The organism is Variovorax sp. ISS6 (assembly GCF_056523145.1).
The window spans coordinates 1,092,595-1,118,061 of the sequence record NZ_JAWRZC010000001.1 but is presented as its reverse complement, the minus strand read 5'-3'; the positions used below and the strand labels follow the sequence as shown (position 1 = coordinate 1,118,061).

Genomic DNA, 25,467 nt, shown 5'->3' with positions numbered 1-25,467 from the left:
GGGCGAAGTCTCTTCTCGGTGTTCTTCTGCGGATGGCTGGCGGGGGCCGGCCCCCCACTCTAAGGAAATGCGCGGCCTTCGGGTTGAAGGATTTTTGCGGCGGACTTGAGGAATCTTCGCCGCGCGGCGCGGGCCGGGACCGTGTTCAGCGCAGCGCCTGCACCAGCCAGTCGGCGAAGGCCGCGCACTCCCAGCGCTCGAGCGCGCCCGGCTGCCAGCACAGCGTGTGGCGGTGCGGCGAGCGCACGGCATGCTCCGACAGCGCCACCAGCCGGCCCGATTCGAACCAGGCCGCGCCCATCTTCTGGCGCACCAGCGCCACGCCGAAGCCGCTGGCGGCCGCGTCGTAGACCAGGCCCAGGTCGTTGAACTGCGAGCCCAGCTGCGGCTCGGGCTGGTCGATGCCGCAGCTCGCGAACCAGGTGCCCCAGGGTTCGAGCGGGCTGCGGATCAGCCGCGCGGCCGCGATCTCGGCCGCGGTGCGGAAGCCGTGGAACGGGCCGAACTCGTTGAGGTAGCTCGGGCTGCAGGCCGGCACCACCAGTTCCTCGAGCAGCGGGCGGTGCTCGCAGTCGGCGTAGTTGCCGCCGCCGTAGCGCACCTCGAGGTCGGCCGGCTCGGCGGTCACGTCGAGCAGCGGGATCGACACCTGCAGCACCAGGTCGATGTCGGGATAGATGTTGCGGAACAGCTCGAGCCGCGGCATGAGGAACTGGCGGCTGAAGGTCGGCGTGACCGCGAGCCGCAGCCGCGTGGCGGCGCGCTGGCCCGCCGCCGCGCTGGCGCCGCCCGCATGCGCCTGCAGCGCCGCCAAGCCGGTGCGCACGTTGGCGAGGTAGGCCGCGCCGTCGGCCGTGAGGCTGAAGTCGCCGCGGCCGAACAGCTTGAAGCCCACGTGCGACTCGAGCTGGCGGATGCGGTGGCTGACCGCGCTGGCGGTCACGCAGAGCTCGTCGGCCGCGCGGCCCGCATGACGCAGCCGCGCCAGCGCCTCGAAGGTCACGAGGCACTGGATCGGCGGGATGTGCTGCAGGGCCATGCGGCGAAGGCTCGCGCTCAGTCCTCGAAGAAATGGACCGGCAGGCCGGGCGTCTCGACGCGCATCGACAGCACCCTGCCCGAGGCGGGCTTCTGCGCCAGTTCGGCCTCGGGCCGGCCCTTGCGCGCGGTGGTGACGAACAGCGTGCGCAGGTCGTCGCCGCCGAAGCAGGGCATGGTCGGGCACTGCACCGGCAGCGCGAAGGCGGCCACGACCTCGCCCGAGGGCGCGAGGCGCAGCAGCTGCGCGCCCTCGAACATCGCGACCCAGTAGTGGCCCTCGGCATCGACCGTGGCGCCGTCGGGCCGCCCGCCATAGGCCAGCGCCGAGCCGGGTGCCCAGCCTTCGGGCTTGGCGTCGAACCGCTTGAAGACGCGGCCGTGCGAGAGCGTGTTGTGCGCGGCGTCCCAGTCCCAGGCGCGCACCGCGTGGGCCGGCGTGTCGGCCCAGTAGAGCGTGCGCGCATCGGGCGAGAACGCGAGGCCGTTGGCCGTGGTCACGCCCTCGGCCATCTGCGAGAGCATCGGCGACTGGCCGTCGTCGCGGCGCGCATCGAGGCAGTAGAGCGCGGCATTGGCGCGGTCCTTGGCCTCGTTGATGCTGCCGGCCCAGAAGCGGCCGAGCGCGTCGCACTTGCCGTCGTTGAAGCGCATGGTGGCCGCGTCGTGCTCCACGCGCGCGATCGCGGTCAGCGCGCCGCCCCATTCGCGCGCGCGGTAGATGCCGTCGCGCAGCGCGATCACCAGGCCGCCGCTGCGCGCGGGCGCCATGCAGCCGGGTTCGGTCGGCAGGTCCCAGCGCTCGACCGCGCCGCCGGCACCGATCTCGCCACGCGTGCGCAGCACCGCGCGGCCGGGAATGTCGAGCCAGTACAGGGAACGTTCCTGCGGGTGCCAGAACGGCGATTCGCCGAGGGCGCTGAGGCTGTTGTCCAGGGGGGTCCACATGACGGGGATTGTGCCCCCGCGTCACGGTCCGCCGCTGTCGGACCGCACCGGGCCGCGCCGCGCCGAGGACAAAAAAAAGCCCGCTCGCACCGGAGTGCTTGCGGGCCGAACATCCAAAGGAGACTCTCGCTGAAAAAATGGGCCTCAGGAAACCTTGGAAGGACCTTGGAAAACTTGGGGTGGTGGTCTGGTGGTGGACCGCGGGTCCCTTCCTCTGGAGCGAGGAACCCGCGGTGTCCTTGTCGCGTGTCGGAGAGGTTCCGATCAGCGGTTGTAGGCGGTTTCGCCGTGCGACGAGATGTCGAGGCCTTCGCGCTCTTCCTCTTCGGTCACACGCAGGCCGAGCACCAGGTCGGCGATCTTGAAGGCGATGAACGCCACGACGCCGGACCAGACGATGGTGAACAGCACGCTCTTGATCTGGATCCAGACCTGGGCGCCCATCGAGAAGGTGTCGGGGGTCAGGCCGCCGGTGCCGCCGAGGCCCTGGGCCGCGAACACGCCGGTCAGGATGGCACCCAGGATACCGCCCACGCCGTGGACGCCGAACACGTCGAACGCGTCGTCGGCACCGAGCATGCGCTTGAGACCGCCCACGCCCCAGAGGCAGACCAGGCCGGCCAGCAGGCCCAGCACGATCGAACCCATCGGGCCGACGAAGCCGGCGGCGGGGGTCACCGCGACGAGGCCGGCGACGGCACCCGAGGCGGCACCCAGCATCGAGGCCTTGCCCTTGTGCAGGCTCTCGCCCAGGATCCAGGACAGCGCGGCGGCGGCGGTGGCGAGCACCGTGTTCACGAAGGCCAGGCCAGCGGCGGCGTTGGCGGCACCCGCCGAGCCGGCGTTGAAGCCGAACCAGCCGACCCACAGCAGCGAGGCGCCGACCATGGTGAGCGTGAGCGAGTGCGGCGTGAAGGCTTCCTTGCCGTAGCCCACGCGCTTGCCGACCATGTAGGCACCGACCAGGCCGGCCACGCCGGCGTTGATGTGCACCACGGTGCCGCCCGCGAAGTCGAGCGCGCCGTCCTTGCCGAGCAGGCCGCCGCCCCAGACGATGTGGGCCATCGGCACGTAGGCGAAGGTGAACCACAGCACCGAGAACAGCAGCACGGCCGAGAACTTGGCGCGTTCGGCGAAGGCGCCGACGATCAGCGCCACGGTGATGGCGGCGAAGGTGCCCTGGAACGCGACGAACACGTACTCGGGGATCGTCGTGAGCGCGCCGAAGGTCTCCTGCGTCACGCCCTTGAGGAAGATCTTGTCGAAGGTACCGACGAAGCTTCCTTCACCCGTGAAGGCGAGGCTGTAGCCGTAGATGGCCCACAGGATGCTGATCAGCGAGAAGATCACGAAGACCTGCATCAGCACCGACAGCATGTTCTTCGAGCGGCCCAGGCCGCCGTAGAACAGCGCGAGGCCGGGGATGGTCATCAGGATCACGAGCAGCGTGGAGGTCAGCATCCAGGCGGTGTCGCCCGAATCGACCTTGGGTGCCGGTGCCGCGGCCGGCGCGGCGGGAGCGGCAGCAGCCGGCGCGGCTGCTGCGGCGGGCGCTGCAGCCGGTGCCGAGGCCTCGGCGGCCGGCGCCGACGCGGCAGCGGCGGGCGCGGGCGTCTGCGCGAAGCCGGTGGTGCCGGCGGCAAGCACGCTCAAGCCGAGCGCGAGGGAGACAAGCAGTTTTTTCATGGACGTTGTTCTTTCGGGCCTGGACTCGATCAAAGGGCTTCGCGGCCCGTTTCGCCGGTGCGGATGCGCACGACCTGCTCGAGGTTGTAGACAAAGATCTTGCCGTCGCCGATCTTGCCGGTGCGCGCGGCGCCCTCGACGGCTTCGATCACGCGCTCGACGAGGTCATCCGAGACGGCCGCCTCGATCTTGACCTTGGGCAGGAAGTCGACGACGTACTCCGCGCCGCGGTAGAGCTCGGTGTGGCCCTTCTGGCGGCCGAAGCCCTTGACCTCGGTGACGGTGATCCCCTGCACGCCGATGGCCGAAAGCGCTTCGCGCACTTCGTCGAGCTTGAACGGTTTGATGATGGCTGTGACCAGCTTCATGGGTTGCTCCTTTGGATGGAAAGAATTCGCGCGGCAGCATGGGCCGCGCCTCGTTGTGTGCCGCTTACAGCGTCTTCGTCAGCGTGAGGATGAAGCGCGGCTTGTTGGGCGAGTAGACCTCCTGCACCGTGTAGAAGCCGAAGTCGTACAGCGGGCCGGCCGCGACATTGAACGCGTTCTTCTTGTTCGCGCCCTGCACCGAGCCGGTGAGCGTGAGACCGCCGCCGAAGTCGTAGGTGGCGCCGACGTTGTAGTCGACGTAGTTCTTCGCGGCCGTGTTGTGGCGGATGTCGCTGGAGAAGCGGGTGAAGCCCACGGCGGCCTTGAGCGTGACCTTGGGCACGATCTCCTTGCTGTAGCTCAGGTTCAGGTAGCCGGTGTTGCGGCCCTTGAGGCCCGAGCCCGCCTTGTTGCCGGCGTAGCCGAAGTAGTCCTTCGACACCGTGTGCGAGTACTTGGCCGTGAACGAGCCGAAGGTTTCGTTGGCATAGGTGGCCGCGCCGTACAGCTCGGTGGTGTTGCCGGCGGTGTTGCCCGGGTAGATGTAGGTCAGCGCACCGACGTCCATGTCCAGCGGGCCGGCCTTGAACTTGTAGCCGCCGTACAGGTCGACCTCGACGCTGTTGCCCTTGAGCCAGTTGACGCTGGAATTCCAGTTGCCGACGTAGAAGCCGCTCTCGCCGAAGGCGTAGTCGAAGCCGCCCTGGATCGCGGGCTTGAGGCCACGGGTCTTGGCGTAGTCGTCCCGGCCGATCATGTCCTGGTCCTGGCCGCGGAACTTGTAGTTCGTGGTCAGCGAGATGTTGGCCGTGATCGGCGAGGTCGCGGGGGCCGCGGCAGGCGCCGCCGCAGCGTCTGGGGTGGCCTGCGCCAGGGCGGCGCCCGACGTGGTCAATGCGGTGGCCAGGACGATCAGGGCCTGGGCGGCGGAACGGTGCGTCATCGGGAACTCCTCGCAAGTAGTGTTGTGGAACCTGATGACCCTCAAAGCAGGGAGCGTGCCAAAGTGCACATCCCCCGGCGACCGGTTGAAGCGCCCTCCCGGGAAGAAGCCAAAAATAGTTACAAGCGCAAGGCTTTGTGGCTTGCACTGAAAAAAGAACAAGACGCCCGCGACGACCGGAATCGGGCGCACCAATATAGGGAGGGAGTGAAGGATGAGTCTGTCTTTGGTGCAAAGCCGCGCCTTGCTCGGGCTGGAAGCGGCCAGTGTCACGGTCGAGGTGCATCTGGCCAACGGCCTGCCGAGCTTCACGCTGGTCGGGCTGGCCGAGACCGAGGTCAAGGAGGCGCGCGAGCGCGTGCGCTCGGCCATCCAGAACGCCGGGCTGGAGTTCCCGCACAACAAGCGCATCACCGTGAACCTGGCGCCGGCCGACCTGCCCAAGGACTCGGGCCGCTTCGACCTGCCGATGGCGCTGGGCATCCTCGCGGCCAGCGGCCAGATCGAGGGCGCGCGGCTCGCGGGGCACGAGTTCGCGGGCGAGCTCTCGCTGTCGGGCGAACTGCGGCCGGTGCGCGGCGCGCTCGCGATGGCGCTCGCGCTGCACACGCGCGGCATCGCCACCCGGCTGGTGCTGCCCGCGACCAGCGCCGACGAGGCCGCGCTGGTGCCCGGCGGCGAGGTCTACGGCGCCAGGCACCTGCTCGACGTGGTGCGGCGCTTCCTGCCGGCCGATGCGCAGGCGGGCCTGGAGGCGGACGACGAGGGCTGGTCGCGCGCCCATGCGTCCGCGCAAGCCGATGCCCCCGCCTATGCCGACATGGCCGACGTGAAGGGCCATGCCGGCGCCAAGCGCGCGCTCGAGATCGCCGCGGCCGGCGGCCACAGCCTCCTGATGATGGGCGAGCCGGGCTCGGGCAAGTCGATGCTGGGCCAGCGCTTCGCCGGCCTGCTGCCGCCGATGCGCATCGACGAGGCGCTCGAGAGCGCGGCCATCGCGAGCCTGGGCGGGCGCTTCTCGACCGAGCGCTGGATGCACCGGCCGACCGCGTCGCCGCACCACACCTCGAGCGCGGTGGCGCTGGTCGGTGGCGGTTCGCCGCCGCGGCCCGGCGAGATCTCGATGGCGCACCACGGCGTGCTGTTCCTCGACGAGTTCCCCGAGTTCTCGCGCGCCGCGCTCGAGGCGCTGCGCGAGCCGCTCGAGACCGGCACCATCACCATCGCGCGGGCCGCGCGGCGGGCCGAGTTCCCCGCGCGCTTTCAACTCGTGGCTACGATGAATCCGTGCCCCTGCGGCTTTTTGGGCGCCCCCACGAAAACCTGCCGCTGCACGCCCGACCAGGTGGCGCGCTACCAGCGCAAGCTCAGCGGCCCGCTCCTGGATCGCATCGACCTGCACATCGAAGTGCCCGCGATCTCGGCGCCGCAGCTGCTCGACGCGCCCGCGGGCGAGACCACCGCCGCCATCCGCGCGCGCGTGGTCGCCGCACGCGAACGCGCGATCGAACGCCAGGGCCGGCCCAACCAGGCGCTGCAGGGCGCCGACATCGACCGCCATGCGGCGCTGTGCGACGAGGCGCGCCGCTTCATGCACACGGCCGCCGCCCGGCTCGGCTGGTCGGCGCGCAGCACGCACCGCGCGCTGAAGGTGGCGCGCACCATCGCCGACCTCGCGGGGGCGCCGGTCATCGAGACGGCGCATGTGGCGGAGGCGGTGCAGTACCGGCGGGCGCTGCAGAAAGGCCTGTAGCGCCCCGTGCATCGCTTAGAGTGCGGCGCAATCCCGCTCACTCCAGGCCCGCCATGACCGATCGCGCCCTCCTCGTCATCGACATGCAGAAAGGCATGCAGGAGCCCCGCGCGGGCCGCCGCAACAACCCCGGCGCGCAAGCCCAGGTGCAGCGCCTGCTCATGCACTGGCGCACCACCGGCCGCCCCGTGGTCCATGTGCGCCACATGTCGCGCTTCGCCGATTCGGTGTTCTTCCCGGGCCAGCCGGGCGCTGAATTCCAGGACGCGCTGGCACCGCTGCCCACCGAGCACGTGGTCGAGAAGAACGTGACCGATGCCTTCGCGCACACGGGCCTCGAGCGCTGGCTGCGCGTGCGCGGCATCGAGGCGCTCGTGGTGGTCGGCGTGGCCACCAACATGTCGGTCGAGGCCACGGCGCGCAGCGCGAGCTGCCTCGGCTTCGCGGTCACGGTGGTGTCCGATGCCAGCTTCGCCTTCGACCGCGCGGGCATCGACGGTGCAACTTTCGACGCGGAGCAGGTCCACGCGATGGCGCTGGCCAACCTGCAGGGCGAGTACGCCCGGGTGGTGGCGACGGCCAGCCTGCTCGGCTGACCGCCGCCTTCGCCCCTTATTTGAACTCGTGGCTCACCACCGGCGCCGACTTGCTGTCCTGCACCGTCACGCGCTGCCGGTAGACCTCGAGGTCGCCGTTGCGCACCTCGATGTTGTAGATGCCGGGGCGCAGCGACAGCGACTTGAGCGGCGGGCTCACGCCGCGGTCGGCGCCGTCGACGAAGACCTGGCCCCAGGGCCGGATGTTGAGCGTCACGCGGCCCATGCCGGCCGCGGCGCCCGGCACGGGTGGAACCGCCGTGCCGCCCGCGACCGGGGTTGTTGCACCCGGCGCTCCCGGCACGCCGGGCGTGCCCGGCGGCACGGTGCCCGCCAGCACCGGCTGCGTGGAGGCCGGCTGCGCGAGCCGGTTGAGCTCGGCGATGGCATTGCGCGCGTCGCGCGCATGCGGGCCGCGGCGGTAGCGGCGCAGGTAGGCCTCGTAGCCCTCGCGCGTGTTCTCGGCCTGCGCGAGGTTCCAGTCCTCGGCCTCGCTGATCGCCAGCGCGGGCTCGGGTGGCGGGCTCGCGGGCGGCGACGCGGGCACGTTGTCGAGCGGGCTCAGCGCGCCGTTGCTGCCCGGCGCGGTGGCCGGCGGCACGGCGATCGGCGAATTGCCGGCCGTGGGCGCGGCCGCGACGCCGCCGCCATCGGCCGCGGGCGGCTGTGACGCGGCCGCCACGGCGGCCGAGGCTGGCGCGGCCGGCGGCATCACGGCCGGCGGCGAGGCCGGGTTCGACATCGGCGCGCCCGGCGGCGGCGCCGGCGGTGCCATCGCGGTGGAAGTGGGGGGCGGCGACTGCGTGATGCGCAGGCCGATCCAGCTGCCGACGGCGATCAGCGCCACCACCAGCACGCCGACCACGCCCCAGCGCGGCAGCGAGGACTTCTTGTTCGCGGGCCGCCGCGCGCTCGGCGCGCGCGCGGGCGGCTCGGCCGGCGGCGGCACGGGCGCGGCCGGCGGCAACGCATCGAAGGGCGCGGGCGCCGAGACCGGCACGTAGGGCTCGGCCGGCGGCGCGACCGGCACCGCGGGCACGATGGGCGCCACGGGTGCCGGCGCCGCGAGCCCGCTCACGTAGATGTCGCCGAGCTTGGCGAGCCCGAGCTCGGCCGCGAAGGCCGCCACGGTCTGCGTGCGGTCCTTGCTGTGCACGGCCAGCGTGTGGTCGACCGCGGCGCAGAAGGCCGGGCTCAGGTCGGGCCGGTTCATGCTCGCGAGCGGCACGTAGGCGTCCTGCACGCTGCGCACCACGGCCGAGGGCGGCGGATGGCCGGTGACGGCGCGGTAGAGCACCGCGCCGAGCGCGTAGAGGTCGGTCCAGGCACCCTGCAGCAGCGTGTTGTCGTCGGCGTACTGCTCGATCGGCGAATAGCCCGACTTCACCATCACCGCGACCTCATCGACCAGGTCGGCGATCGACTTGCGCGCGGCGCCGAAGTCCAGCAGCACCGGCAGGCCGTCCTGCTGGATGAAGATGTTGTCGGGCGCGATGTCGCGGTGGAAGCAGCCGCTGCGGTGCAGCGTCTCGAGCGCGCCGAGCAGCGGCCCGAGCATGCCGAGCAACCAGGCTTCGGAGATGGTGCCGGGCTCCTCGTCGGCCAGGCGGCGCAGGGTGCGGCCCTTGTAGAGCTGGATCGCCATGTAGGCGGTCGAGTTCGATTCCCAGAAGCGATGCACGCGCACCAGCGCCGGGTGGCTGAACTGCGCGAGCGTGCGCGCCTCGTTGATGAAGCTGCGCAGCCCGGCCTGGAAGGTGGCCGTGAGCCGGTCGGAACGCACGTGCACGCTGTCGTCGCCGATGCGCCGCGCGAGCATCGAGGGCATGTATTCCTTGATCGCGACCTCGCGCTGCAGCGAGTGGTCGTAGGCCCGGTAGACGATGCCGAAGCCGCCTTCGCCGATCACCTCGAGCAGCTCGAACTCGTCGAGCCGGTGGCCGATGGCCAGCGGGTGCGGTCGCTCCTGCGGGTCGGTGCCCACCGGAGGGCCGGTGCGTCCTTCCGTCGTCATTCTTGTTCCTCCTCATGCATCGGGACTCTCACGCCCATGGCACGTGCCCCTGGGAAAAAAGCTTCGAGAACAGCGGCGTGTTGAGGCCGCCGCCATGGGCCGCGGTCCGCAGCGGCGAGCCGTCGGCCTGGTTGGTCCACCAATAGCTCGTGCTTCCGAACGCGTCGAAGCACAGTGGAAGCTCCGGCCAGCCCAGCCGCTGCTGGGCGCCCTCGCCCGCCGACGTAGGCCCGAGGATTGAAAGGATGTCGTCCGAGCCGCCGCTGGCCGGCTGGAAGCCGCCATGGCCCGCGGCCAGCACCTGCGCGTCGAAGTGCTCGGGCGCCACGCCATGGCGGATCGCCTGCAGCATCGCGTTGCCGCATTGCCAGTACCAGGCGGCCGCGCCCTCGAGCACCGCGGGCCGGTAGGCGCGCGCGTCCACCTGCAGGCTCACGCACACCGGGTAGTAGCGACCCACGCGGTCGCAGCTCGGCGCGATGCAACCGAACTGCACCGCGCTCACGCCCTGGGTGGCGGGGATCGCGAAGTTCCACACCGGCGCCACCGCGTAGTGGCGCGTCATGGCGTCGGGCCAGCGCTTGAAGGCGCCCAGGCCGTTCTGCATCCAGCGGTCCCACCAGGCCTGCAGCTCGCGCGACATGCGCCGGTGCAGGAAGTCGCCGGCCGCGGGCAGCTTGCCGTACCAGCCGACCTGCTCGTCGCCGGGCACCCAGGCCGGCTGCGCCGTCGCGCCGGGATTCATCACGAGCGCCCCGGGCACGAGAAGCCGCTCATCTGCGACAGCCGCAGCGGGTTGTAGACGCTGTTGGCGGTCACGTTGAGCACCACCTTGCGGCCCTGCAGGTCGAAGCTGGCATTGAACGACTCGCTCGAGCCGCCCGAGGAGATCGAGGCCTTGTCGAACAGCCGGTGCAGCGCCCACGGGCCCTCGGTGACGATGCCGCCGGCCGGCGTGCCGCTCGAGGTCGTGACCTGCAGCCGCACCTGGTTGCTGTTGCGCGGACCGGGCCACTTGACGGTGGTGGGCGCCTGCGGCCCGTGCGCGTAGCGCACCGTCTGGCCGTCGATGTCCAGCGTCATCTGCGTGAGGCCGGCGTCCATGTCCTCGGGGCGGATGTCGATCGAGAACGAGGGCGTGCGCCCTCCCGCCATGCCCGAGAAGAACACGTCGCGGATGGCCTGCGCCTTCTGGAACGAATCGAGGTAGGCCGAGCGGCCCGAGGCGCTGCCGTCGACGCCGCGCTTCCAGGTCCACGGGTTGCTCGAGGTGTCGACCTGCGTCATGAGGTTCTTCTGGAAGAAGTCGTCCATCATCCCGCCCGGCGCGAACAGGTTCGCGAAGTCGCCCGCGGCCACGTCGCGGCTGGAGCCGCGCGAGAACGGATAGCGGCCCGCGATCGCCTGGTTGCAGAAGTTGCCGATGGTGGCGGCCGCGTTCTGCCCGATGTTCTGGCGCGTGACCGCGGCCGCCTTCGACGAGGCGGTGGCCGAGAGGTCGTTGAGCATGCCCTGGAACGGCACCGGCATGCGGCCGGCCTCGGCCTGCACCTTGGTCACGGCGTCGCTGGTCGGCGGGATGTTGCCGCTGCGCAGCGCGGTGTCGGTGGCCGTCAGGTAGTTGTAGAGCTCGTTGATCAGCGCGGCGGTGGCGTCGATCGGCGCCTGCCCGCCCTGCTTGGGCGCGGTCACCATGCGGCGCAACGGCTCGAAGTGGTTGTCCACCAGCGACTCGGGCCGGTCGGGCACGGTGTTGCGGCGCTGGCTGCCGTCGGGCTGGCCGATCAGCTGCTCGATGCGCTCGCGCGTGGTCTGCACGCGGTTCTGCGCCTGGTCGAGCAGGCTGCGCGCGGCCTCGTCGTGGTTGCGCAGCAGGTCGGTCTCGCGCGCGGCGCCGCGGATGATGCGCGACATCGGCGACTCCGAGGTCGAGAGCACGCGCGTCATCTGGATGCTCTGCAGCAGCGAGCGGCTGTCGGCCAGCCGGATGTCGGCCAGGTAGTCGTCCCAGACCTTGATGTAGTCGGTGAGATAGAGCCGGCGCACCTCGCGCAGCAGCAGCTCGCGCGAGGTGATGTCGGTGATGCCGGGCGCGCGGATCTGCAGCACCCAGCGGTCCTCCTGCTCGAGCGCGAGCGTGGTCTCGGCCATGCGCTTGTCGAAGATGTCCCAGTAGCCGCGGTAGGTGAACAGCGTGGGAATGCCGTCGGTCAGCGGCTTGCCGCTGGCGCGCCGCACGACCAGCGCCGACTCGGCGCCGCCGGCCTCGGCGATGGTGAAGGCATTGGGCTGGCTGGTCTGCAGCAGGATGCGGCGCAGCCGCGCGTACGAGCGCTGCGCCAGCGGCACGCCCGCGAGGCGCTCGCGCGTCTCGGTGATCAGGCGCTCGTCCTTCGCGAACGGCGAGCTCACGACGCGGCCGCCGAACAGCGCCTTCAGGTGCGACTCGAGGTTGGTGCGCTGCTCGCGCGTGAGCGCGGCGCCGACCTTGCGGTCCACGTCGGTCAGCAGCCAGGCCTGCAGGAAGTCGGCGTCGTAGCGCTCGGCGTCGTACAGCATCAGGTAGGCCTTGAGCGCCTCGTAGCTGTACTCGGGGTTGTTCTTCGAGGCCTCGCGCAGCGACTGCTCCACGCGCTGCGCCGCCTGCGGCAGCAGCACGCTCTCGAGGGCGCGCTGATAGACGCCGTCGGTCGCGGCCTGCAGCTTCTCGCCCTGGTAGAGGCCGAAGCGGTAGCCGAGGGGCGGATCGCCGATGTCGAACTTCTCCGACTTGGGCAGGTCGCGCAGCCGGTCGAGGATCAAGAGCGAACTCGCGAGGTCGCCGCTCGAGTCGACCACGGTCGGCAATTCGCCGCGCGCCGCGGCGCGGTTGAAGGACTTCGCGTTGCCGTCGACCTCGGCCACGTACTCCTTGTTGTTGTGCCAGCTGTTGACGCAGGCGCCCAGCAGCGCCACCAGCAGCACGCCGATCACGCCGTAGCCCACCAGGTCGGCCGCGCGCTTGCGCCGATACCAGCGCAGGTTGGTGCCGGCCACGCCCGCGTCGCGGAAGATCACCTGCTGCAGCAACTCCTTGAGGAAGTAGCTCTTGCCCGGGCCCGGCGGCGGCGCCGGCGGCGCGTTGACCTGCAGGTAGCGCTTGATCGCGCCCATCACGCGGTCGAAGGCCGTGCCCTCCTGCGTGCCGCTGGTGAAGTAGACGCCGCGCAGCATCGGCGCGGTCTCGAACTTCGACGGGTTGAACACGTCGGCCAGGAAGGTGCCGAGGATGTCCTCGAAGCTCGCGAACTGCTGCGGCAGCAGGTAGGCCTGCGCGCGGCGCATCGGGTCGGGCTCGGCGGCCAGCAGCTCGGGCAGGCGCTCGTCGAGCCGCTGGTGCAGCAGCCGGTACTCCTGCTGGAAGCGCTCGCGCAGGTCGCTGCCCTCGAGCGTGGTGGCGGTGCCCGCGCGCTTGTCGCCCTTGGCGGGCTTGGCGCTGGCGGCGCTCGCGTCGATCGGGAAGGTGAAGCCCCAGACCTGCGCGCGCTCGGCGCGGCTCAGGCCGCCGAAGTACTCGTTGAAGCCGGCCAGCAGGTCGGCCTTGGTCACCATCACGTAGACCGGGAAGTTGATGCCCAGGTCGTTGCGCAGCTCGAGCAGCCGCTTGCGCAGCGCCATCGCGTGGCGCGCGCGCTGCGCGTCGTCGGCCAGCGGCAGGTCGGCGATGCTGATGGTGAGGATCGCGCCGTTGATCGGCTGGCGCGGGCGGAACTTCTTGAGCAGTTCGAGGAAGCCCTTCCACTCGCCCTCGTCGGTCTCGCGGTTGCTCTCGTGCGTGGTGTAGCGCCCGGCCGTGTCGATCAGCACCGCGTCGTTGGTGAACCACCAGTCGCAGTTGCGCGTGCCGCCGATGCCGCGCACCGCCGCCTTGCCGAGCTGGTCGGCCAGCGGGAAGTCGAGATCGGAGTTGACCAGCGCCGTGGTCTTGCCCGAGCCCGGCGCGCCGATGAAGATGTACCAGGGCAGCTGGTAGAGGTACTGGCGGTCGAAGATCGAGAAGCGGCCCGCGGCCTTGCCCTCCTCGCCCGGCCCGAAGCGCATGTTGCGCAGGATCGAGGTGGCGTCGTTGAAGCCGGTCTGCAGCTCCTTGATCTCGGGCGCCTCCTCGGGCTTGGCCTCCTTCTCCTTCTTGGAGGGCGTGCGCAGCTGGTTCAGCAGCTGCGCGTTGAGGCGGCGCTCGCGCCACTTGCGATAGGCCACGCGCACCAGCCAGATCGCGAACATCAGCGCGATCACGACGATGCGCACGAACTCGCTCTCGAGCGGGCGGTAGCGGCCGACCGCGATCACCGGGCCGATGATCCAGATCAGGAAGGCCAGCGCGACCAGGCCGAAGAAGACCCAGAGGTCGCGGCTGACCAGGAAACGGAAGAACGCGCGCAGCATCTCAGCGTCCTCCCTGCGGTGCCACCGGCGCGACCAGCAAGGTCACTTCCACGCGGCGGTTGCGCGCGCGGTTGGCCGGCGAATCGTTCGGCACGATCGGGTCGGCATCGCCGCGGCCCTCGGCGCGCAGCCGCTCGGGGCGCGTCATGCGCGCGCCGATCATCTTGCGCACGGAGTCGGCGCGTGCCTGCGACAGGTGCCAGTTCGAGGGGAAGCGCACGCTGCGGATCGGCTGGTCGTCGGAGTAGCCGTTGATCAGCACGTTGCCGTCGACCGCGTTGAGCGCCTCGGCCACGCGGTTGAGCACCGGCACGTAGCGGTCGAGCACCTTGTCGGCGCCCGAGGCGAACAGGCCGTCGCCGCGCAGGATCACCACGCTGCGGTCGGCCTCGTCGCGCACGCTGACCAGGCCCTCGCGGATCTCGGCCTCGAGGAAGCGCTGCAGCCGCGGCTGCGGCGCGGGCTGCGCCACCGCGCGCTGCGTCTGCGGCAGGCGCACCGCGTTGATCGCGGAGAAGGCGCCGTCGGAGGTGCCGCCGAGGTTGAAGGTCAGGAGCGCGAAGGCGATCATCAAGAGCACCGCGGCCACCGCGCCCACGGCCCACACCGGCAGCCAGTTGCGCGTGCGGCGCACGGGCGCGCTGGTGTCCTGCCAGTGCGGCGACAGCGGCTGCGCGATCTCGCCGCGCGTCTGGCGGATGATCTGCAGCAGGCGCTGCTTGAGGGTCTCGAGCTGCGAGCGGCCGTTATCGATGACGCGGAAGCGCCCCTCGAAGCCCATCGCGAGGCAGAAGTAGATGAGCTCGATCAGGTGCAGGTGTTGTTGCGGGTTCTGCACCAGGCGCGAGAGCAGCTGGAAGAACTTCTCGCCGCCCCAGGTCTCGTTGTGGAACATCACCAGCAGGCTCTGCGAGGACCAGATGCTGCCGCCCCAGGGCGTGAGCGCGGCCGCCTCGTCGACGGCGGTGCACAGGCAGTAGCGCGCGCCGATGATGACCTCGGGCGAGATGCCGCTTTGCTGCGCGCGCGTCTCGAAGCGCCGCACCTCGTCGACCAGGTGCTCGCGCAGCTGCGCGGGCGAGTCGTGGTGGCCGGTGGCGCGGATCTGCGGGATCAGGTCGAGCAGCGGATTGGCCGCCGCCACCAGCGGGTTGTTGCCGGCCAGCGCGGTGTCGCCCGCATGCGGGCGCCGCGTGTCGTGGAAGGCGGTGAAGGCCTGCGGCTGCTCGCCGAGGCCGCGCGGGGCGTTCAGCGGGTTGTTGCTGCCATGGGTGCCGCCGTTGGTGCCGCCACCCGGATTCGGCGGCACGAAGCCGCCCGGCCCGACGGCCACGTCGTTGATGCCGTTCATGCGATCGCTCACGGACGGATGGCCCAGAACTCCATGGCCAGGCCGGGGAATTCGCCGGCCAGGTGCATGGCCACGCCGCCCGACTTCTCGAGCTGGCGCCACATGTCGCCGCTCTTGTCGAGCTCGAAGTAGTGGTAGCCCGCGTTGTAGGGAATCTGCCGCGGCGCCACCGGCAGCGGCCGCACGGTCACGCCCGGCAGCTGCAGCTGCACCAGGTCGCGGATGCGCTCGACCGAGCCGATCTTCACCTGCGTGGGGAAGCGCTGCTGGATCGCATCGGCCGGCAGGTCGGCATGCACCGCGAGCACGAAGCCCGCGTTGCGCACCAGCACCGGGTCGGGCATGCGGCCCACGCGCACGCCGTGGCTGCGTTCCTCGAGCTCGATCGCGATCGCGCTCTGCTCGAGCACCGCCGACAGCGAGCGGCGCAGCTCCTCCATCAGCGGGCGGATGCTCTCGTTGAGGTTGTCGTGGTCGTACACCGGCCACACCACGGGCCGCCGCGTGGGCGAGGTGTGCGTGGCCAGGTGGCAGGCGAGCTTGAACCAGTCGACGAACAGCTCCTCGGGATGCACCTGCACCGCCTGCTGCGCATGCCAGGTGAGCGCGAGGTAGCGGTTCACGAGCTCGAGCAGGAGGAAGTCGGAGACCTCGCTGACGCCGCCGCGCCCCGGCTGCGACAGCCGCGAGGCCAGTGCCTCGGAACGCTGCGTGAGCAGGCCGTGCAGCTCGGCCACCATGCTGCGCAGCATCGGCTGCGCCGACACGTCGAGCACCGGCGGGATGTAGTTGGCGTCGATCACCAGCTTGTGGTCGGTGCGGCGCTCGATCACGCGCACCGCGCCGATCGCCTGCCACTCCGCGGTCAGCGAGGAGGCACGCACCAGCCGCAGCCGCGGCGCCGCGAGCTGCAGCACCGCCGGGCCCAATGCAACCGCGTTGCCATCGGCGACTTCGCGTTCGACCACGTGGAAGCGCGCGGCCGAGGTCGTGTCTTCCGCGAAGATGACTTCCTCGCTGCCGGGCCGGCGCAGCGGCAAGGCGAGCACCACGAGCTCGTCGGTGAGGTCGCTCGGCACCTCGTAGGGCACGGGCGCGTCCTCCACGCCGAAGGAGAACGGCGTGCCGTCGGGCATCACGCCCGCGCCGCCGAGCAGCGAGACGCGGCCCAGCGCATGCGCGTCGCGATCGATGTCCAGGTGCAGCCAGCCCCAGTACGCACCCTGCAGCCCCGCGGTGCGGCGCGTCACGTACTGCTCGACATAGCGCTCCAGCTGCTGGAAATGCTGCGGCCGCAGGTACATGCCCTCGGACCACACCACGCGATTCGCCAATGCCTGCGGATGGGCGCCCGTTCTGCTGATGGCGCCCGGATTGCGAACTGTCACCAAAGAAAACCTCCTGGAGTGCGGCCACTCTCGTGCGGTCGGTCCATCGTCGAGACGGCCTCCCTGCATGGGCGCAATGCGTGTCGATGCTACACGGCGATGTTTACGTTTTGCACCGTTTTTGCAGCGTCGAGGCCTTGGCCTACGTGCGGCGCACTTTCGTATTAGGGCGTGCGCGCAAGTGCTACGAAATCACGTAGTCGGCAACAGTTCGATACCGCTCTTGCGGATCACGATGCGAACCTTTTGTTCACTCGGAGAGAACTGCCACACCTTGTAGAGGTTCGTCTGCTTGGGCTCCTTGAGCGGCAGCACGAGGCGCCAGCGTGCGTTCTCGAGCTTGCGATAGCCCGCGATCACGCCGATGGCGCGCGAGTCGAGGCCGGCCTCGCGCTTGAAGGTGCGTTCCTCGCCGCTGCGCAGAATGGCCTGGTCCGCATTGACGAGTTCGGCCGCGAGCGTCTCGCGATCGCGGTCCTGCAGCGCGAAGTAGTCGGCGGTCTCGAAGTTGCCCGAGGACTTGAGCTCGAACACCTTCACGAGGATCGGCGCGGCCTGCCCGCGGCCATCGGGGTTGACGCCGTCGTCGACCTTGATCGAGACCGCGTAGGGCGTGGGCATGGACTTGGCCGTCGACGCACAGCCGCCGAGTCCAACGAGCAATGGCGACGTCGCGATCGCGCTTCGCAACAGGGTTCGTCGATGCATGGGTTCTCCCATCGAAGTTCGCGCCTATAGTATCGAGACGTCATGCAGCGCCGATGTCGGCCGACGTGCCGTCATATCGACGCGGCACAGTATCGGGGCTTAACTTTGCAAGGCAGGAGAGAAGATTGAAGTCATTGCTGTGCGCCCTGGTGATTCCGCTCTTTCTGGTCGCGGGCTGCGACACCACGCCGAAGACCCCCGTCGATCCAGGACCGCCGCAACCCGAACGCCTGAGCCAGCAGGTCGCGCGCACCACGCTCGAACGCGCGCAGCAGGCCTACGACGAAGGCGACTACGCGAAGACCATCTCCACGCTCAAGAGCGGCGGCGTGTCGGTGTTCGATGCGGCCGAGCCCAACACGCGGCTCGCCGCGATGAAGCTCGAGGCCTTCAGCTACTGCGTGGCCAATCAGCTGCCCGAGTGCCGCACGCAGTTCCTCAAGATCCTCGATGCCTTCCCTTCCTTCGATCTCAGCATCGCCGAGCGCAAGCATCCCGTGTGGGGCCCCGCGTTCGAAGCCGCCAAGAAGATGAAGCGCTGACGGGTCTCCCGCGCCAGGAGCCCGTGTCATGAACTGGGAGATGCCATGCGTTGGACGGTGATCGAACATGCGGGCCGGCCGGTGGCCGCGGGCCCGTCGGCCCTGCTCGCGGCCCCGGGCGGCACCATCGGCCGCAGCCCCGACAACCACCTCGTGCTGCCCGACGAACAGCGGCAGATCTCGCGCCTGCAGGCCACCGTGCGCTTCGACGACGCGGGCCGCGCGGTGCTGCGCAACATGAGCGCGGTGCTGCCGATCAGCGTGAACGGACAGACGCTGCGGCACGACCAGGAGTCGCCGATCGCCGAGGGCGATCGCGTGACCATCGGCAGCTACGTGCTGGAAGCCGCACCCGCGCATGCCGCCGCGAGCCGCGCGGCACCGGCGATCGCGCCCGTGGCGGCCGCCGTCGAGCCCATCGTGGAGCCCACCGTCGCGTGGCCGCCCGCGGTCGAGTCCGCGAGTTCGCGCCTGGCCTCGGCGCCAGTGACATCTCGCCTCGCGTCGGCGCCGGACTTCGGTGCGCAGGCGGCATCGCTGCCGACATCGATGCCGCCGGCCTATCCGCCATCGCCTCCACCCGCGGCCGCGCCGCTCGATGCGCTGCTGCCGCAGGCACCGGTGTCCGACGTGTTCTCCGACCTGTTCGGCGCGGGCGCGCTGCCGATCGGCGACACGCATGCCGCGCCGCCACCGCAACCGGTGCCGCCGCCAGTGCAACGGCCGCCCGCGCCCGTGGCCGCGCCGGTCTTCGCGCCCGCACCGCCGCCGGCATTCGCGCCACCGCCCGCCGCCTTCGCATCGCCGGTGCCGCCGCCCCCCGCGACGCCCGCGCCCGCACCGGCCGCGCGCTCGTCGATGCCCACCGCCGCCGACTGGGACGCGATCCTCGCGAACGCGCCGCGCCGCGTCGACACCACGCCCGAGCCCATGCCCGACCCGTTCGCGCACGAGCCCTTCGAGCTGCCCTCGCAGGCGCGCAGGAACCCGGCCGATCCGCTGACGCAGCTGAATCCCGACGCGACCACCGACGTGTCCGACTTCGCGCTCAAGCGCGGCATCGATCCGCTGTCGCTGTTCGCGGCCGACCAGGGCGCGCCCTCACCGCTGTCCGATCCGCGGCCCACCGCGCTGACGCATGCGCCCGCGCTCGAGGACGTGCATCCCGCGATGGACCTGCTGGAGAAGCGGCCGACGGTGCCGGGCTTCAGCCAGTCGAACCATGCGCGCGAGGTGTCGGGCCAGTTCCGTCCGCCGACGCCGATGCCGCTGCCCGTGGCGCAGCCGCCCGCGCGCATGGTCGAGCCCGAGCCCGAGCGCGAGGAAACGCCCGCGACGCCGGTGGCCGCGCCGCCCACCGCGTCGATGCAGAGCGCGCCCGTCGAGGCCGCGCCCGCACCGATGCAGGCGCCCGCCGAGGCACCGCCGACGTCGCCGCTCCCGACCATGGCGCCGGTGACAGCGCCCGCGATGGCGCCCGCGCCGGCCGTGGCCGAGATGCCCCTCGAGGTCGTCGCGCCGAAGGAGGCCGAACCGGTCGCCGTCGCGGCACCGCCGAGCCCCGCCGCCGACACCGCGCCCGCGCTGCCCGCCGCTTCGTGCGAGGCGCTGTTCCGCGCCTTCCTCGACGGCGCCGGCGTGCCCGACGTCGCGGGCCAGCAGCAGCTCGACGCCGAGATGATGCGCAGGCTCGGCCGGCTGATGCGCGCCTTCACCGATGGCACCATCGAGCTGCTGTCCTCGCGCGCGATGCTCAAGCGCGAGGTGCGCGCCGAGATCACGATGATCGTGGACGAGGAGAACAACCCGTTCAAGATCCTGCCCAACGGCCGCGCGGTGCTGATGCAGATGTTCGGCGCACGCATGCCGGGCTTCCTGCCGCCCGAGGCCGCAGTGCACGACGCGCTCGGCGACCTGCAGTCGCACCAGCTCGGCATGGTCGCCGGCATGCGCGCCGCGCTGCTGATGGTGCTGCAGCGCTTCGACCCCGAGGCGCTCAAGAAGGACACGCCGCACGACGGCGGCCTCGGCGAGAAACTGTTGCCCGGCGGGCGCGAGGCGCGCCTGTGGCGCCAGCTGCAGCAGCTGCATGCCGAGACCACGGCCGCGGTCGAGGACGACTTCCAGGCCGTGTTCGGCCGGGCCTTCCAGCAGGCCTACGACCGGGAGATGGAACGATTGAAGGAGGCACGCCGTGCTTGAAGCGACCCGCACGACCCCGTTCGCCGTCCCGCTGTCCACGTCGCAGTTCTCCTGCGTGGGCGAGCGCAGCGGCAACCAGGATGCGATCGGCTACCACCTCGACGACTGGTTCGGCTGCTTCGTCGTGAGCGACGGCGTGGGCGGCAACGCGGGCGGCGAGCAGGCCGCGCGCACCGCGGTCGACACCGCGCTCAATGCCTTCGTCGCCAACCCATCGGTGGCGGCCGAGGACATCCAGCAGTGCGTAACGCGCGCCAACGACGCGATCCTCGCGCGCCAGCGCGCGCAGGCCGAGCAGGGCAAGATGAGCGCGACCTTCGTCTCGCTGTTCGTCGATCGCAGCAGCGGCCAGGCGCGCTGGGCCCATGTGGGCGACAGCCGGCTCTACTGGTTCCGCCGCGGCGTGCTGATGGAACGCACCGAGGACCACAGCCTGTCGCAGCGCTCGCGCGAAGGCATGGCCCAGGGCGAGGCCGCGCCGGCCAACGGCGCGCAGGCCCTGATCCAGAGCAACCTGCTCTACCGCGCGCTCGGCGCGCGCGAACGCGCCGAGGCCACCGTCTCGGGCACGCAGCGGCTGGCCGACGGCGATGCCTTCCTGCTGTGCACCGACGGGCTGTGGCAGCTGATCTCGCAGCAGGTCATGGAACGCTCGCTGCAGCTGGCCGACAGCGCCGAGGAATGGCTCGCGCTGCTGCGCCGCGCGGCCGAGGCCAAGGCCGACGAGTCGCGCGACAACTTCTCGGCGCTCGCGGTGTGGGTGGGCTTTCCGCAGCAGGTGACGCTGGCGGGTACCGCCACGCCGCGCTGAGCGCGACGCTGGCGCTTCAGGCCGCCAGCACCAGCACCTTGAGCTGGCTCGGAACCAGCCGCATGCCGACGATGTTGCAGCGGTTCTGCAGCGTGACGCTCGTGACGCGCGTCGCGGGCGTGCCCTTGAGCAGCACCGTGAAGGCGCCCGTCAGGTGGCGCGACTGCTGCATGAAGGTCTGCGAGATCATGCCGCCGAGCACGCCGGGCTGGTCGCCGAGCGTGATCGGTGTGACGGTCGCCATGTTGTGGGCCGGCATGCCCATGAACAGGATGTTCCAGGCGTTGGGAATGGCCATCGGCCCCAGCGCCATGTTGGGAAATGGAATGGGCACCGGCGTGCGGCACACGTCGGGGAACGCGAGGTCCATCCCGAACAGCTGGCAGTTGGCGAACATGCGGGATTCCTCCTCAGCCCATGTGGATCTGCGCGGCGTCGACCTTCACCAGGTCCTGCCCCGTGACGGTCGTGTGGCGGCCATGGATGCGTGCCGTCTCGCTGGCCTTGCAGTCCAGGTGGCGCACGCGCGACTGGTCCATCTCGTCGACGATGCGCAGCGTGTTGCGCGCCATCTGCACGATGCGGTCGGCCACGGTCTCGAAGACCTTGCCGAACAGCTTCGCCGTGCCGGTGGTCGCCTCGACCTCCTTCGCCGTGAGGCGCAACGCGTCGGTGCGGCAGTCGGCCCTGTCGGCCTGCATCGACCACTGCTCGGCGCTCATGGCGAGCCGCGTGCCGCTGCGCAGCCGCACCTCGCCTTCGCTCTCGATCGCGACCGGGTGCGCGTTGCCGCCGAGCACCAGCGCGCCGTCGACCTCGATGCGGCTGACGGCGGCATCGGCCTGTTCGAGCACCGCGATCAGGAACACGCGGTAGGCATCCGGCCCCGAGACCAGCACGGTGTCGCCGGTCTGGGGCTTGAGCAGGCAGCTGGCCGCGCGGCGGCAGGTGCGCAGGCTGCCGTCGTCGGCCTCGACAACGAACTGCCCGTCGGCCGGCAGGCCGCGGACCGTGCCGATCGAATGAACCGGGGACGAGGCGTCGGAGGCGACGCGCAGCGGAACGACGTTCATGGTGTTTTCCCTTTTCGAGCTCGGATGAAACGATGGCGCGGCATCAGCGGGCGTCGGACCACGACTGCGCGCGGTGCAGGTCCGGGTCGTTTTCGATGATGCCGCCGCGCCTGGAGAAACGGGTGCCCTGCTGGATGGCGCGGTGCAGGCGGGTGCGCAGGAAGCGGGCATCGACGAGGTCCGCGTCCGTGAGGTCGGCATAGGAGAAGTCGGCGTCCTCCAGCCCGGCCTGCGCGAAGCTCGCACCCTTGCAGCGCGCGCGATGGAAGACGGCGAGCGGCAGCCGGGCCTGCGCGAAGTTCACGCCCTCGAGCGCGGCATCCACCCACAGCGACTGGTCGAAGCGCCCCGCGCCGCAGTCGGCGCCGGCCAGGTCGGCCTCCGCGAAGATGGTCATGCAGGCCTCGGCCCCGCCGAAACGCGCGCCGCGCAGCGAGGCGCCCTTGAAGTTGCTCTGCGTCAGCGTGGCCTGGCGGAAGTCGACCTCGTCGAGCCGCGAGTCGGTGAACTGGCAGCGCGGCAGCACGAGCCCCGCGAACTGCTGGCCCGCGAGCTCGCATTCGAGGAACACCACGCCATCGCCTTCGAACTGCGCGAAGACGGTGCTGCGCAGGTCGAGCTTGAACATCGTCACGGACTGCAGGCTGGCGCCGGTGAAATCGCAGCGCGCCAGGTTCGATTCGGTGACGGTGGCCTGCGCCATGCGCCGGGTGCGCAGCGAAGCCTCGGCCAGGTCGCAGCGGAAGAAGGTGACGCGGTCGAGCACCGCCTCGTCGAAGCGCGCGAGCGCCAGGTGCGACTCGACGAACGCGGCCTGCTCGAGCAGGGCGCCCGAGAAGTTCGCGTTCTCGAAGCGCCCGCGGAACATCTGCAGTTGCCCGCCCTTGGCGCCCGCGAAGTCGCAGCCCGCCATCGTGCAATGGCTGAGGATGCTGCCCGAGAGGTCGGCGCCGCGGAAATCGGCGCCCGTGAAGTCGATGCGGTCCCACAGCGCGCCCGACAGGTCGAGCCCGCGCAGGTCCCAGCCGCGGCAGTCGAGGCCCTGCAGCTGCACGCCGTGGCGCACCGCGTCGAGCAATGCGTCCAGGGTCATGGCGTGGCCTCCGGATCGCGCCGCGGCCAGACCTTGGCATGCTGCGTGTAGGCATCCTCGAGCAGCGTGGTGGCATCGATGAAGGCCTGCGACACGTCGGCGCGGAACAGGTTGGCCTCGCGCAGGTCGCTGCCCAGCAGGTTCGATTTCGAGAGATTGGCGTCGATCAGGTGGGCACCGCGCAGCGAGGCGCGCGCGAGGTTCGCGCGCACGAACAGGCTCTCGCCCGCGACGAAGCCGTCGAGCCGCGCATCCGACAGGTCGCATTCCGACAGGTCGCAGTTCTCCAGCCGCGCCGCGCTCAGGTCCGCGCCCGCGAAGGAGGTGCCGCGCATGCCGCACTGCTTCAGGAAGGTACCCACCGCCGTCACGCCCGCGAACGAACTGCCCAGCGCGATGCTGCAGGCATCGAAGCGCGCATGCGACAGGTCGACCTGCGCCACCAGCCGGACCGTGACGAAGCCACAGCGCACCAGCCGCGCGGCATTCAGCGACACGCGTTCCAGGCTGCATTCGAGCAGCAGCACCTGGTTGAGCTCGGCCTGGTCCAGCACCAGGTCGCGCAGCGTCATGCGGCGCAGCGCGACCTGTGTCCAGCGCGAGGACTGCATGGCGCACCCGGCCATCTCGGTCTCGTGCAACTGGGTCTGGTCGAGCAGCGCGCCGCGCAGGTTGCAGCCCGTGAAGCGCGTGCCGTGGCACAGGGTCTCGCGCAGGCTCGCCGACGAGAGGTCGCAGCCTTGCAGGTGCGCGCCGCCGAGGTTGGCCTTGTCGAGCCGGCTGCCCGCCAGCAGCGTGTCGGTGAGCAGCGCGCGCGCGAGCACGGCTTCGGAGAAATCGCAGCCCTCGAGGTTCGCGCCCTGCAGGTTCGCGTCGGCCAGCACCGCGTGGCTGAAGTCGGCGCCGCGCAGGTCCATGCCCGAGAGGTCGGCGCCGCTGAGGTTCATCTTCGAGAAGTGGCGCGCCTCGGGAGCGGCCGCGGCCAGCCGGCGCCGCAGCTTGGCGGCGCGGAAGCTGGTCACGCGCGAGGCCTCCGGTGCCAGGTGCGCCGAATACAGGCGGCCCTGGAGCTTCAGCGGATCGGTCTCCACCGGCGGGTCGGCCTCCTCGTCGGCCTGGCCGTCCTGCTCCTCCTCGAAGGCCGACGGAAGCGGTGCCGCGGGCGCCGCCGCGCGCTCGGCCTCGACGCGCGCCACCTCGCCCTCGAGCCGTTCGCGCGCCTGCTGCGCCTGCGCCTCGGCGCGCTCCAGGTACTCGGGCAGGTCGTCGAAGCCCGGCAGCACCTCGGGCACGGGCGGCGGCGCGAGGTAGTCGGCGGGATCCAGCCCCTGCGCGAGCAGTTCGGCGCGCTGCTGCTCGTAGTGCCGGCGCATGCCGGCCTGCAGGTTGCGCGGCAGGGGTTCGGCCAGGGTGTCGGGCATGCGCATCGCGGTCCATTCCGCGAGCAGCGCGCGCGGCACCAGGTCGCTGTCGCGCAGCACGTGGGAGGCGCTCTTCTCCGGATCGATGCGCTTGCGCAGCACGTCGGCGTAGTGCGCGTGCGGGCGCGGCGCGTCGGGCAGCTCGAGCGACGGCATGATGTGCTTCACGTCGGCCGCGTCGTCCTCGCGGATCGGCGTCGAGCCGTGCCACACCAGCACCACGCGCTCGCGGTCGGGAAAGAACCAGGCGGTGCTGAGTCCGAGTTCGACCCGGCGCAGCTCGCCGACCTCCTTGTCGAAGTTGAGGTGGCACACGGCCTGCCACGGCGGCAGGTGGCCGCGCAGCACCGGGATGTGCGGGTGCATGTTCCAGATCTCGTAGGGCGCGCTCGCGGGCAGCGCCGGCTGGCCGAAGCGTTGCTCGGGGCCGGCGGCATTGAAGAAGCGCCAGTCGAGGTCGTCGGCGAAACCGGGGAAGCCGTTCTGCAGCCAGGCGTCGTCGTAGCGCGTGCCGATCAGCGCCATGCGCTGCGGCGCATCGGGCAGCAAGCCCGAGAACGAGGCCGGCCGCGGCCGCTGCCCGCGGCGCTGGATCTGCTGCCCCACCACCTCGACGTTGGGCAGCCGGCAGGTCTGCACGCCGTTGACGAGTTCGTCGACCGTGCCCAGGCCCAGCGGGTTCTCGGGCACGTCGGGGCCGCCGAAGGCATGGCGCCAGTCGAGCGGCATCCGCTCGAACGGGGCCGGCTCGGTGATGTGGCCGCCGAGCCAGAAGCGGTCGCCGAACACGGCCAGCGAACGGTCGACCGTGCCCACGCGCAGCCGCGCCGCGCAGCGGGTCTTGTCCTCCTGGTGCGCGGTGTAGGCGAAGCCGCTGGCCAGCACCTCGGCCTCGCCCTTGGGCATGCTCATGTCGAGCACGCTGCCGGGGTCGAGCACCTCGCCCGCCATCTGCCAGAGCTCTTGTTCGGGCTGCAGCCGCGGCTCGGCCTCCAGGCTGGCGCAGGCCAGCACGGCGATGCCCAGGTGATTGGCCGAGCGCCAGCGGTAGGGGCGGGTGAGCAGGCTGAGGCGAAAGGGCTTGACGATCTTCAAGGGTCGGCTTCG

General features: G+C 71.0%; 20 protein-coding genes. 5 read left to right on the top strand and 15 right to left on the bottom strand.

Annotated elements, in window-relative coordinates:
* Positions 1-145: 145 nt before the first annotated feature.
* The 5 genes from AC1HIL_RS05120 to AC1HIL_RS05100 form a co-directional block, all read right to left on the bottom strand.
* The gene (locus AC1HIL_RS05120; protein ID WP_057597344.1) at positions 146-1,039 is read right to left on the bottom strand and encodes a LysR substrate-binding domain-containing protein; all 894 of its coding nucleotides are present in this window, start codon (positions 1,037-1,039) and stop codon (positions 146-148) included.
* 17 nt (positions 1,040-1,056) lie between these two features.
* The gene (locus AC1HIL_RS05115) at positions 1,057-1,986 is read right to left on the bottom strand and encodes an SMP-30/gluconolactonase/LRE family protein (protein ID WP_261211983.1); all 930 of its coding nucleotides are present in this window, start codon (positions 1,984-1,986) and stop codon (positions 1,057-1,059) included.
* Positions 1,987-2,250: 264 nt separating this feature from the next.
* Positions 2,251-3,672, bottom strand: a complete 1,422-nt coding sequence (locus tag AC1HIL_RS05110; protein ID WP_057597342.1) for an ammonium transporter — start codon at positions 3,670-3,672, stop codon at positions 2,251-2,253.
* A 29-nt stretch (positions 3,673-3,701) separates the two neighbouring features.
* A complete protein-coding gene (gene glnK, locus AC1HIL_RS05105) occupies positions 3,702-4,040 on the bottom strand; it encodes a P-II family nitrogen regulator (RefSeq protein WP_057597341.1) in 339 nt (112 codons plus the stop codon).
* A 64-nt stretch (positions 4,041-4,104) separates the two neighbouring features.
* Positions 4,105-4,983, bottom strand: coding sequence for a TorF family putative porin (locus tag AC1HIL_RS05100; protein WP_082321720.1), 879 nt, complete (start codon positions 4,981-4,983; stop codon positions 4,105-4,107).
* A 214-nt stretch (positions 4,984-5,197) separates the two neighbouring features.
* Between AC1HIL_RS05100 and AC1HIL_RS05095 the strand changes: the two genes are divergently transcribed.
* Together AC1HIL_RS05095 and AC1HIL_RS05090 are read left to right on the top strand one after the other, a co-directional pair.
* Positions 5,198-6,736, top strand: coding sequence for a YifB family Mg chelatase-like AAA ATPase (locus AC1HIL_RS05095; protein WP_479671292.1), 1,539 nt, complete (start codon positions 5,198-5,200; stop codon positions 6,734-6,736).
* A gap of 53 nt (positions 6,737-6,789) precedes the next feature.
* Positions 6,790-7,332: a cysteine hydrolase family protein gene (locus tag AC1HIL_RS05090; RefSeq protein ID WP_479671291.1), complete on the top strand. Its 543-nt coding sequence runs from the start codon at positions 6,790-6,792 to the stop codon at positions 7,330-7,332.
* A 16-nt stretch (positions 7,333-7,348) separates the two neighbouring features.
* On the opposite strand, the gene AC1HIL_RS05085 is transcribed toward AC1HIL_RS05090, so the two are convergent.
* From AC1HIL_RS05085 to tssJ, 6 genes are all read right to left on the bottom strand, one after another.
* Positions 7,349-9,346 carry a serine/threonine-protein kinase gene (locus AC1HIL_RS05085; protein WP_296726331.1) on the bottom strand — a complete coding sequence of 666 codons (1,998 nt, stop codon included), beginning with the start codon at positions 9,344-9,346 and terminating at the stop codon, positions 7,349-7,351.
* Positions 9,347-9,374: 28 nt separating this feature from the next.
* Complete coding sequence (gene tagF, locus AC1HIL_RS05080; protein WP_057596873.1) at positions 9,375-10,091, bottom strand: type VI secretion system-associated protein TagF; 717 nt, start codon at positions 10,089-10,091, stop codon at positions 9,375-9,377.
* Entirely contained in the window at positions 10,091-13,771 is a 3,681-nt protein-coding gene (tssM, locus tag AC1HIL_RS05075; RefSeq protein ID WP_296726328.1) for a type VI secretion system membrane subunit TssM, read from the bottom strand. The genes tagF and tssM overlap by 1 nt, the downstream gene beginning before the upstream one ends.
* Before the next feature lies 1 nt (position 13,772).
* On the bottom strand, positions 13,773-15,122 hold the full coding sequence (locus AC1HIL_RS05070; protein WP_057596872.1) for a DotU family type VI secretion system protein: 1,350 nt from the start codon (positions 15,120-15,122) through the stop codon (positions 13,773-13,775).
* A gap of 8 nt (positions 15,123-15,130) precedes the next feature.
* The gene (gene tssK / locus AC1HIL_RS05065; protein WP_057596870.1) at positions 15,131-16,513 is read right to left on the bottom strand and encodes a type VI secretion system baseplate subunit TssK; all 1,383 of its coding nucleotides are present in this window, start codon (positions 16,511-16,513) and stop codon (positions 15,131-15,133) included.
* 189 nt (positions 16,514-16,702) lie between these two features.
* Positions 16,703-17,218 carry a type VI secretion system lipoprotein TssJ gene (gene tssJ / locus AC1HIL_RS05060; protein ID WP_057596869.1) on the bottom strand — a complete coding sequence of 172 codons (516 nt, stop codon included), beginning with the start codon at positions 17,216-17,218 and terminating at the stop codon, positions 16,703-16,705.
* Positions 17,219-17,343: 125 nt separating this feature from the next.
* On the opposite strand from tssJ, the gene AC1HIL_RS05055 reads away from it, so the two are divergent.
* The 3 genes from AC1HIL_RS05055 to AC1HIL_RS05045 are packed head-to-tail and all read left to right on the top strand — an operon-like array spanning position 17,344 to position 20,773.
* The gene (locus tag AC1HIL_RS05055) at positions 17,344-17,760 is read left to right on the top strand and encodes a TssQ family T6SS-associated lipoprotein (protein WP_057596868.1); all 417 of its coding nucleotides are present in this window, start codon (positions 17,344-17,346) and stop codon (positions 17,758-17,760) included.
* A gap of 45 nt (positions 17,761-17,805) precedes the next feature.
* Positions 17,806-19,962 carry a type VI secretion system-associated FHA domain protein TagH gene (gene tagH, locus AC1HIL_RS05050; RefSeq protein ID WP_479671290.1) on the top strand — a complete coding sequence of 719 codons (2,157 nt, stop codon included), beginning with the start codon at positions 17,806-17,808 and terminating at the stop codon, positions 19,960-19,962.
* Positions 19,955-20,773 (top strand): PP2C family protein-serine/threonine phosphatase, encoded by an 819-nt coding sequence (locus AC1HIL_RS05045; RefSeq protein WP_413761833.1) that lies wholly within the window; start codon positions 19,955-19,957, stop codon positions 20,771-20,773. The genes tagH and AC1HIL_RS05045 overlap by 8 nt, the downstream gene beginning before the upstream one ends.
* Positions 20,774-20,789: 16 nt before the next feature.
* Here the strand turns inward: AC1HIL_RS05045 and AC1HIL_RS05040 are convergent, their stop codons facing one another.
* The 4 genes from AC1HIL_RS05040 to AC1HIL_RS05025 are packed head-to-tail and all read right to left on the bottom strand — an operon-like array spanning position 20,790 to position 25,455.
* A complete protein-coding gene (locus AC1HIL_RS05040) occupies positions 20,790-21,170 on the bottom strand; it encodes a DUF4150 domain-containing protein (RefSeq protein ID WP_057596865.1) in 381 nt (126 codons plus the stop codon).
* 13 nt (positions 21,171-21,183) lie between these two features.
* Entirely contained in the window at positions 21,184-21,846 is a 663-nt protein-coding gene (locus AC1HIL_RS05035; RefSeq protein ID WP_261211992.1) for a DUF3540 domain-containing protein, read from the bottom strand.
* A 43-nt stretch (positions 21,847-21,889) separates the two neighbouring features.
* Positions 21,890-22,939 (bottom strand): pentapeptide repeat-containing protein, encoded by a 1,050-nt coding sequence (locus AC1HIL_RS05030; RefSeq protein ID WP_261211993.1) that lies wholly within the window; start codon positions 22,937-22,939, stop codon positions 21,890-21,892.
* Positions 22,936-25,455 carry a DUF2169 family type VI secretion system accessory protein gene (locus tag AC1HIL_RS05025; RefSeq protein ID WP_479671289.1) on the bottom strand — a complete coding sequence of 840 codons (2,520 nt, stop codon included), beginning with the start codon at positions 25,453-25,455 and terminating at the stop codon, positions 22,936-22,938. Before AC1HIL_RS05025 ends, AC1HIL_RS05030 begins: the two co-directional genes overlap by 4 nt.
* Positions 25,456-25,467: the final 12 nt, after the last annotated feature.

Excerpts from the sequence above, each read along its gene's own strand:
- AC1HIL_RS05120 (WP_057597344.1), bottom strand. The coding sequence starts at position 1,039 with ATGGCCCTGCAGCACATCCCGCCGATCCAGTGCCTCGTGACCTTCGAG.
- AC1HIL_RS05115 (WP_261211983.1), bottom strand. The coding sequence starts at position 1,986 with ATGTGGACCCCCCTGGACAACAGCCTCAGCGCCCTCGGCGAATCGCCG.
- AC1HIL_RS05110 (WP_057597342.1), bottom strand. The coding sequence starts at position 3,672 with ATGAAAAAACTGCTTGTCTCCCTCGCGCTCGGCTTGAGCGTGCTTGCC.
- glnK (WP_057597341.1), bottom strand. The coding sequence starts at position 4,040 with ATGAAGCTGGTCACAGCCATCATCAAACCGTTCAAGCTCGACGAAGTG.
- AC1HIL_RS05100 (WP_082321720.1), bottom strand. The coding sequence starts at position 4,983 with ATGACGCACCGTTCCGCCGCCCAGGCCCTGATCGTCCTGGCCACCGCA.
- AC1HIL_RS05095 (WP_479671292.1), top strand. The coding sequence starts at position 5,198 with ATGAGTCTGTCTTTGGTGCAAAGCCGCGCCTTGCTCGGGCTGGAAGCG.
- AC1HIL_RS05090 (WP_479671291.1), top strand. The coding sequence starts at position 6,790 with ATGACCGATCGCGCCCTCCTCGTCATCGACATGCAGAAAGGCATGCAG.
- AC1HIL_RS05085 (WP_296726331.1), bottom strand. The coding sequence starts at position 9,346 with ATGACGACGGAAGGACGCACCGGCCCTCCGGTGGGCACCGACCCGCAG.
- tagF (WP_057596873.1), bottom strand. The coding sequence starts at position 10,091 with ATGAATCCCGGCGCGACGGCGCAGCCGGCCTGGGTGCCCGGCGACGAG.
- tssM (WP_296726328.1), bottom strand. The coding sequence starts at position 13,771 with ATGCTGCGCGCGTTCTTCCGTTTCCTGGTCAGCCGCGACCTCTGGGTC.
- AC1HIL_RS05070 (WP_057596872.1), bottom strand. The coding sequence starts at position 15,122 with ATGAACGGCATCAACGACGTGGCCGTCGGGCCGGGCGGCTTCGTGCCG.
- tssJ (WP_057596869.1), bottom strand. The coding sequence starts at position 17,218 with ATGCATCGACGAACCCTGTTGCGAAGCGCGATCGCGACGTCGCCATTG.
- tagH (WP_479671290.1), top strand. The coding sequence starts at position 17,806 with ATGCGTTGGACGGTGATCGAACATGCGGGCCGGCCGGTGGCCGCGGGC.
- AC1HIL_RS05040 (WP_057596865.1), bottom strand. The coding sequence starts at position 21,170 with ATGTTCGCCAACTGCCAGCTGTTCGGGATGGACCTCGCGTTCCCCGAC.
- AC1HIL_RS05035 (WP_261211992.1), bottom strand. The coding sequence starts at position 21,846 with ATGAACGTCGTTCCGCTGCGCGTCGCCTCCGACGCCTCGTCCCCGGTT.
- AC1HIL_RS05030 (WP_261211993.1), bottom strand. The coding sequence starts at position 22,939 with ATGACCCTGGACGCATTGCTCGACGCGGTGCGCCACGGCGTGCAGCTG.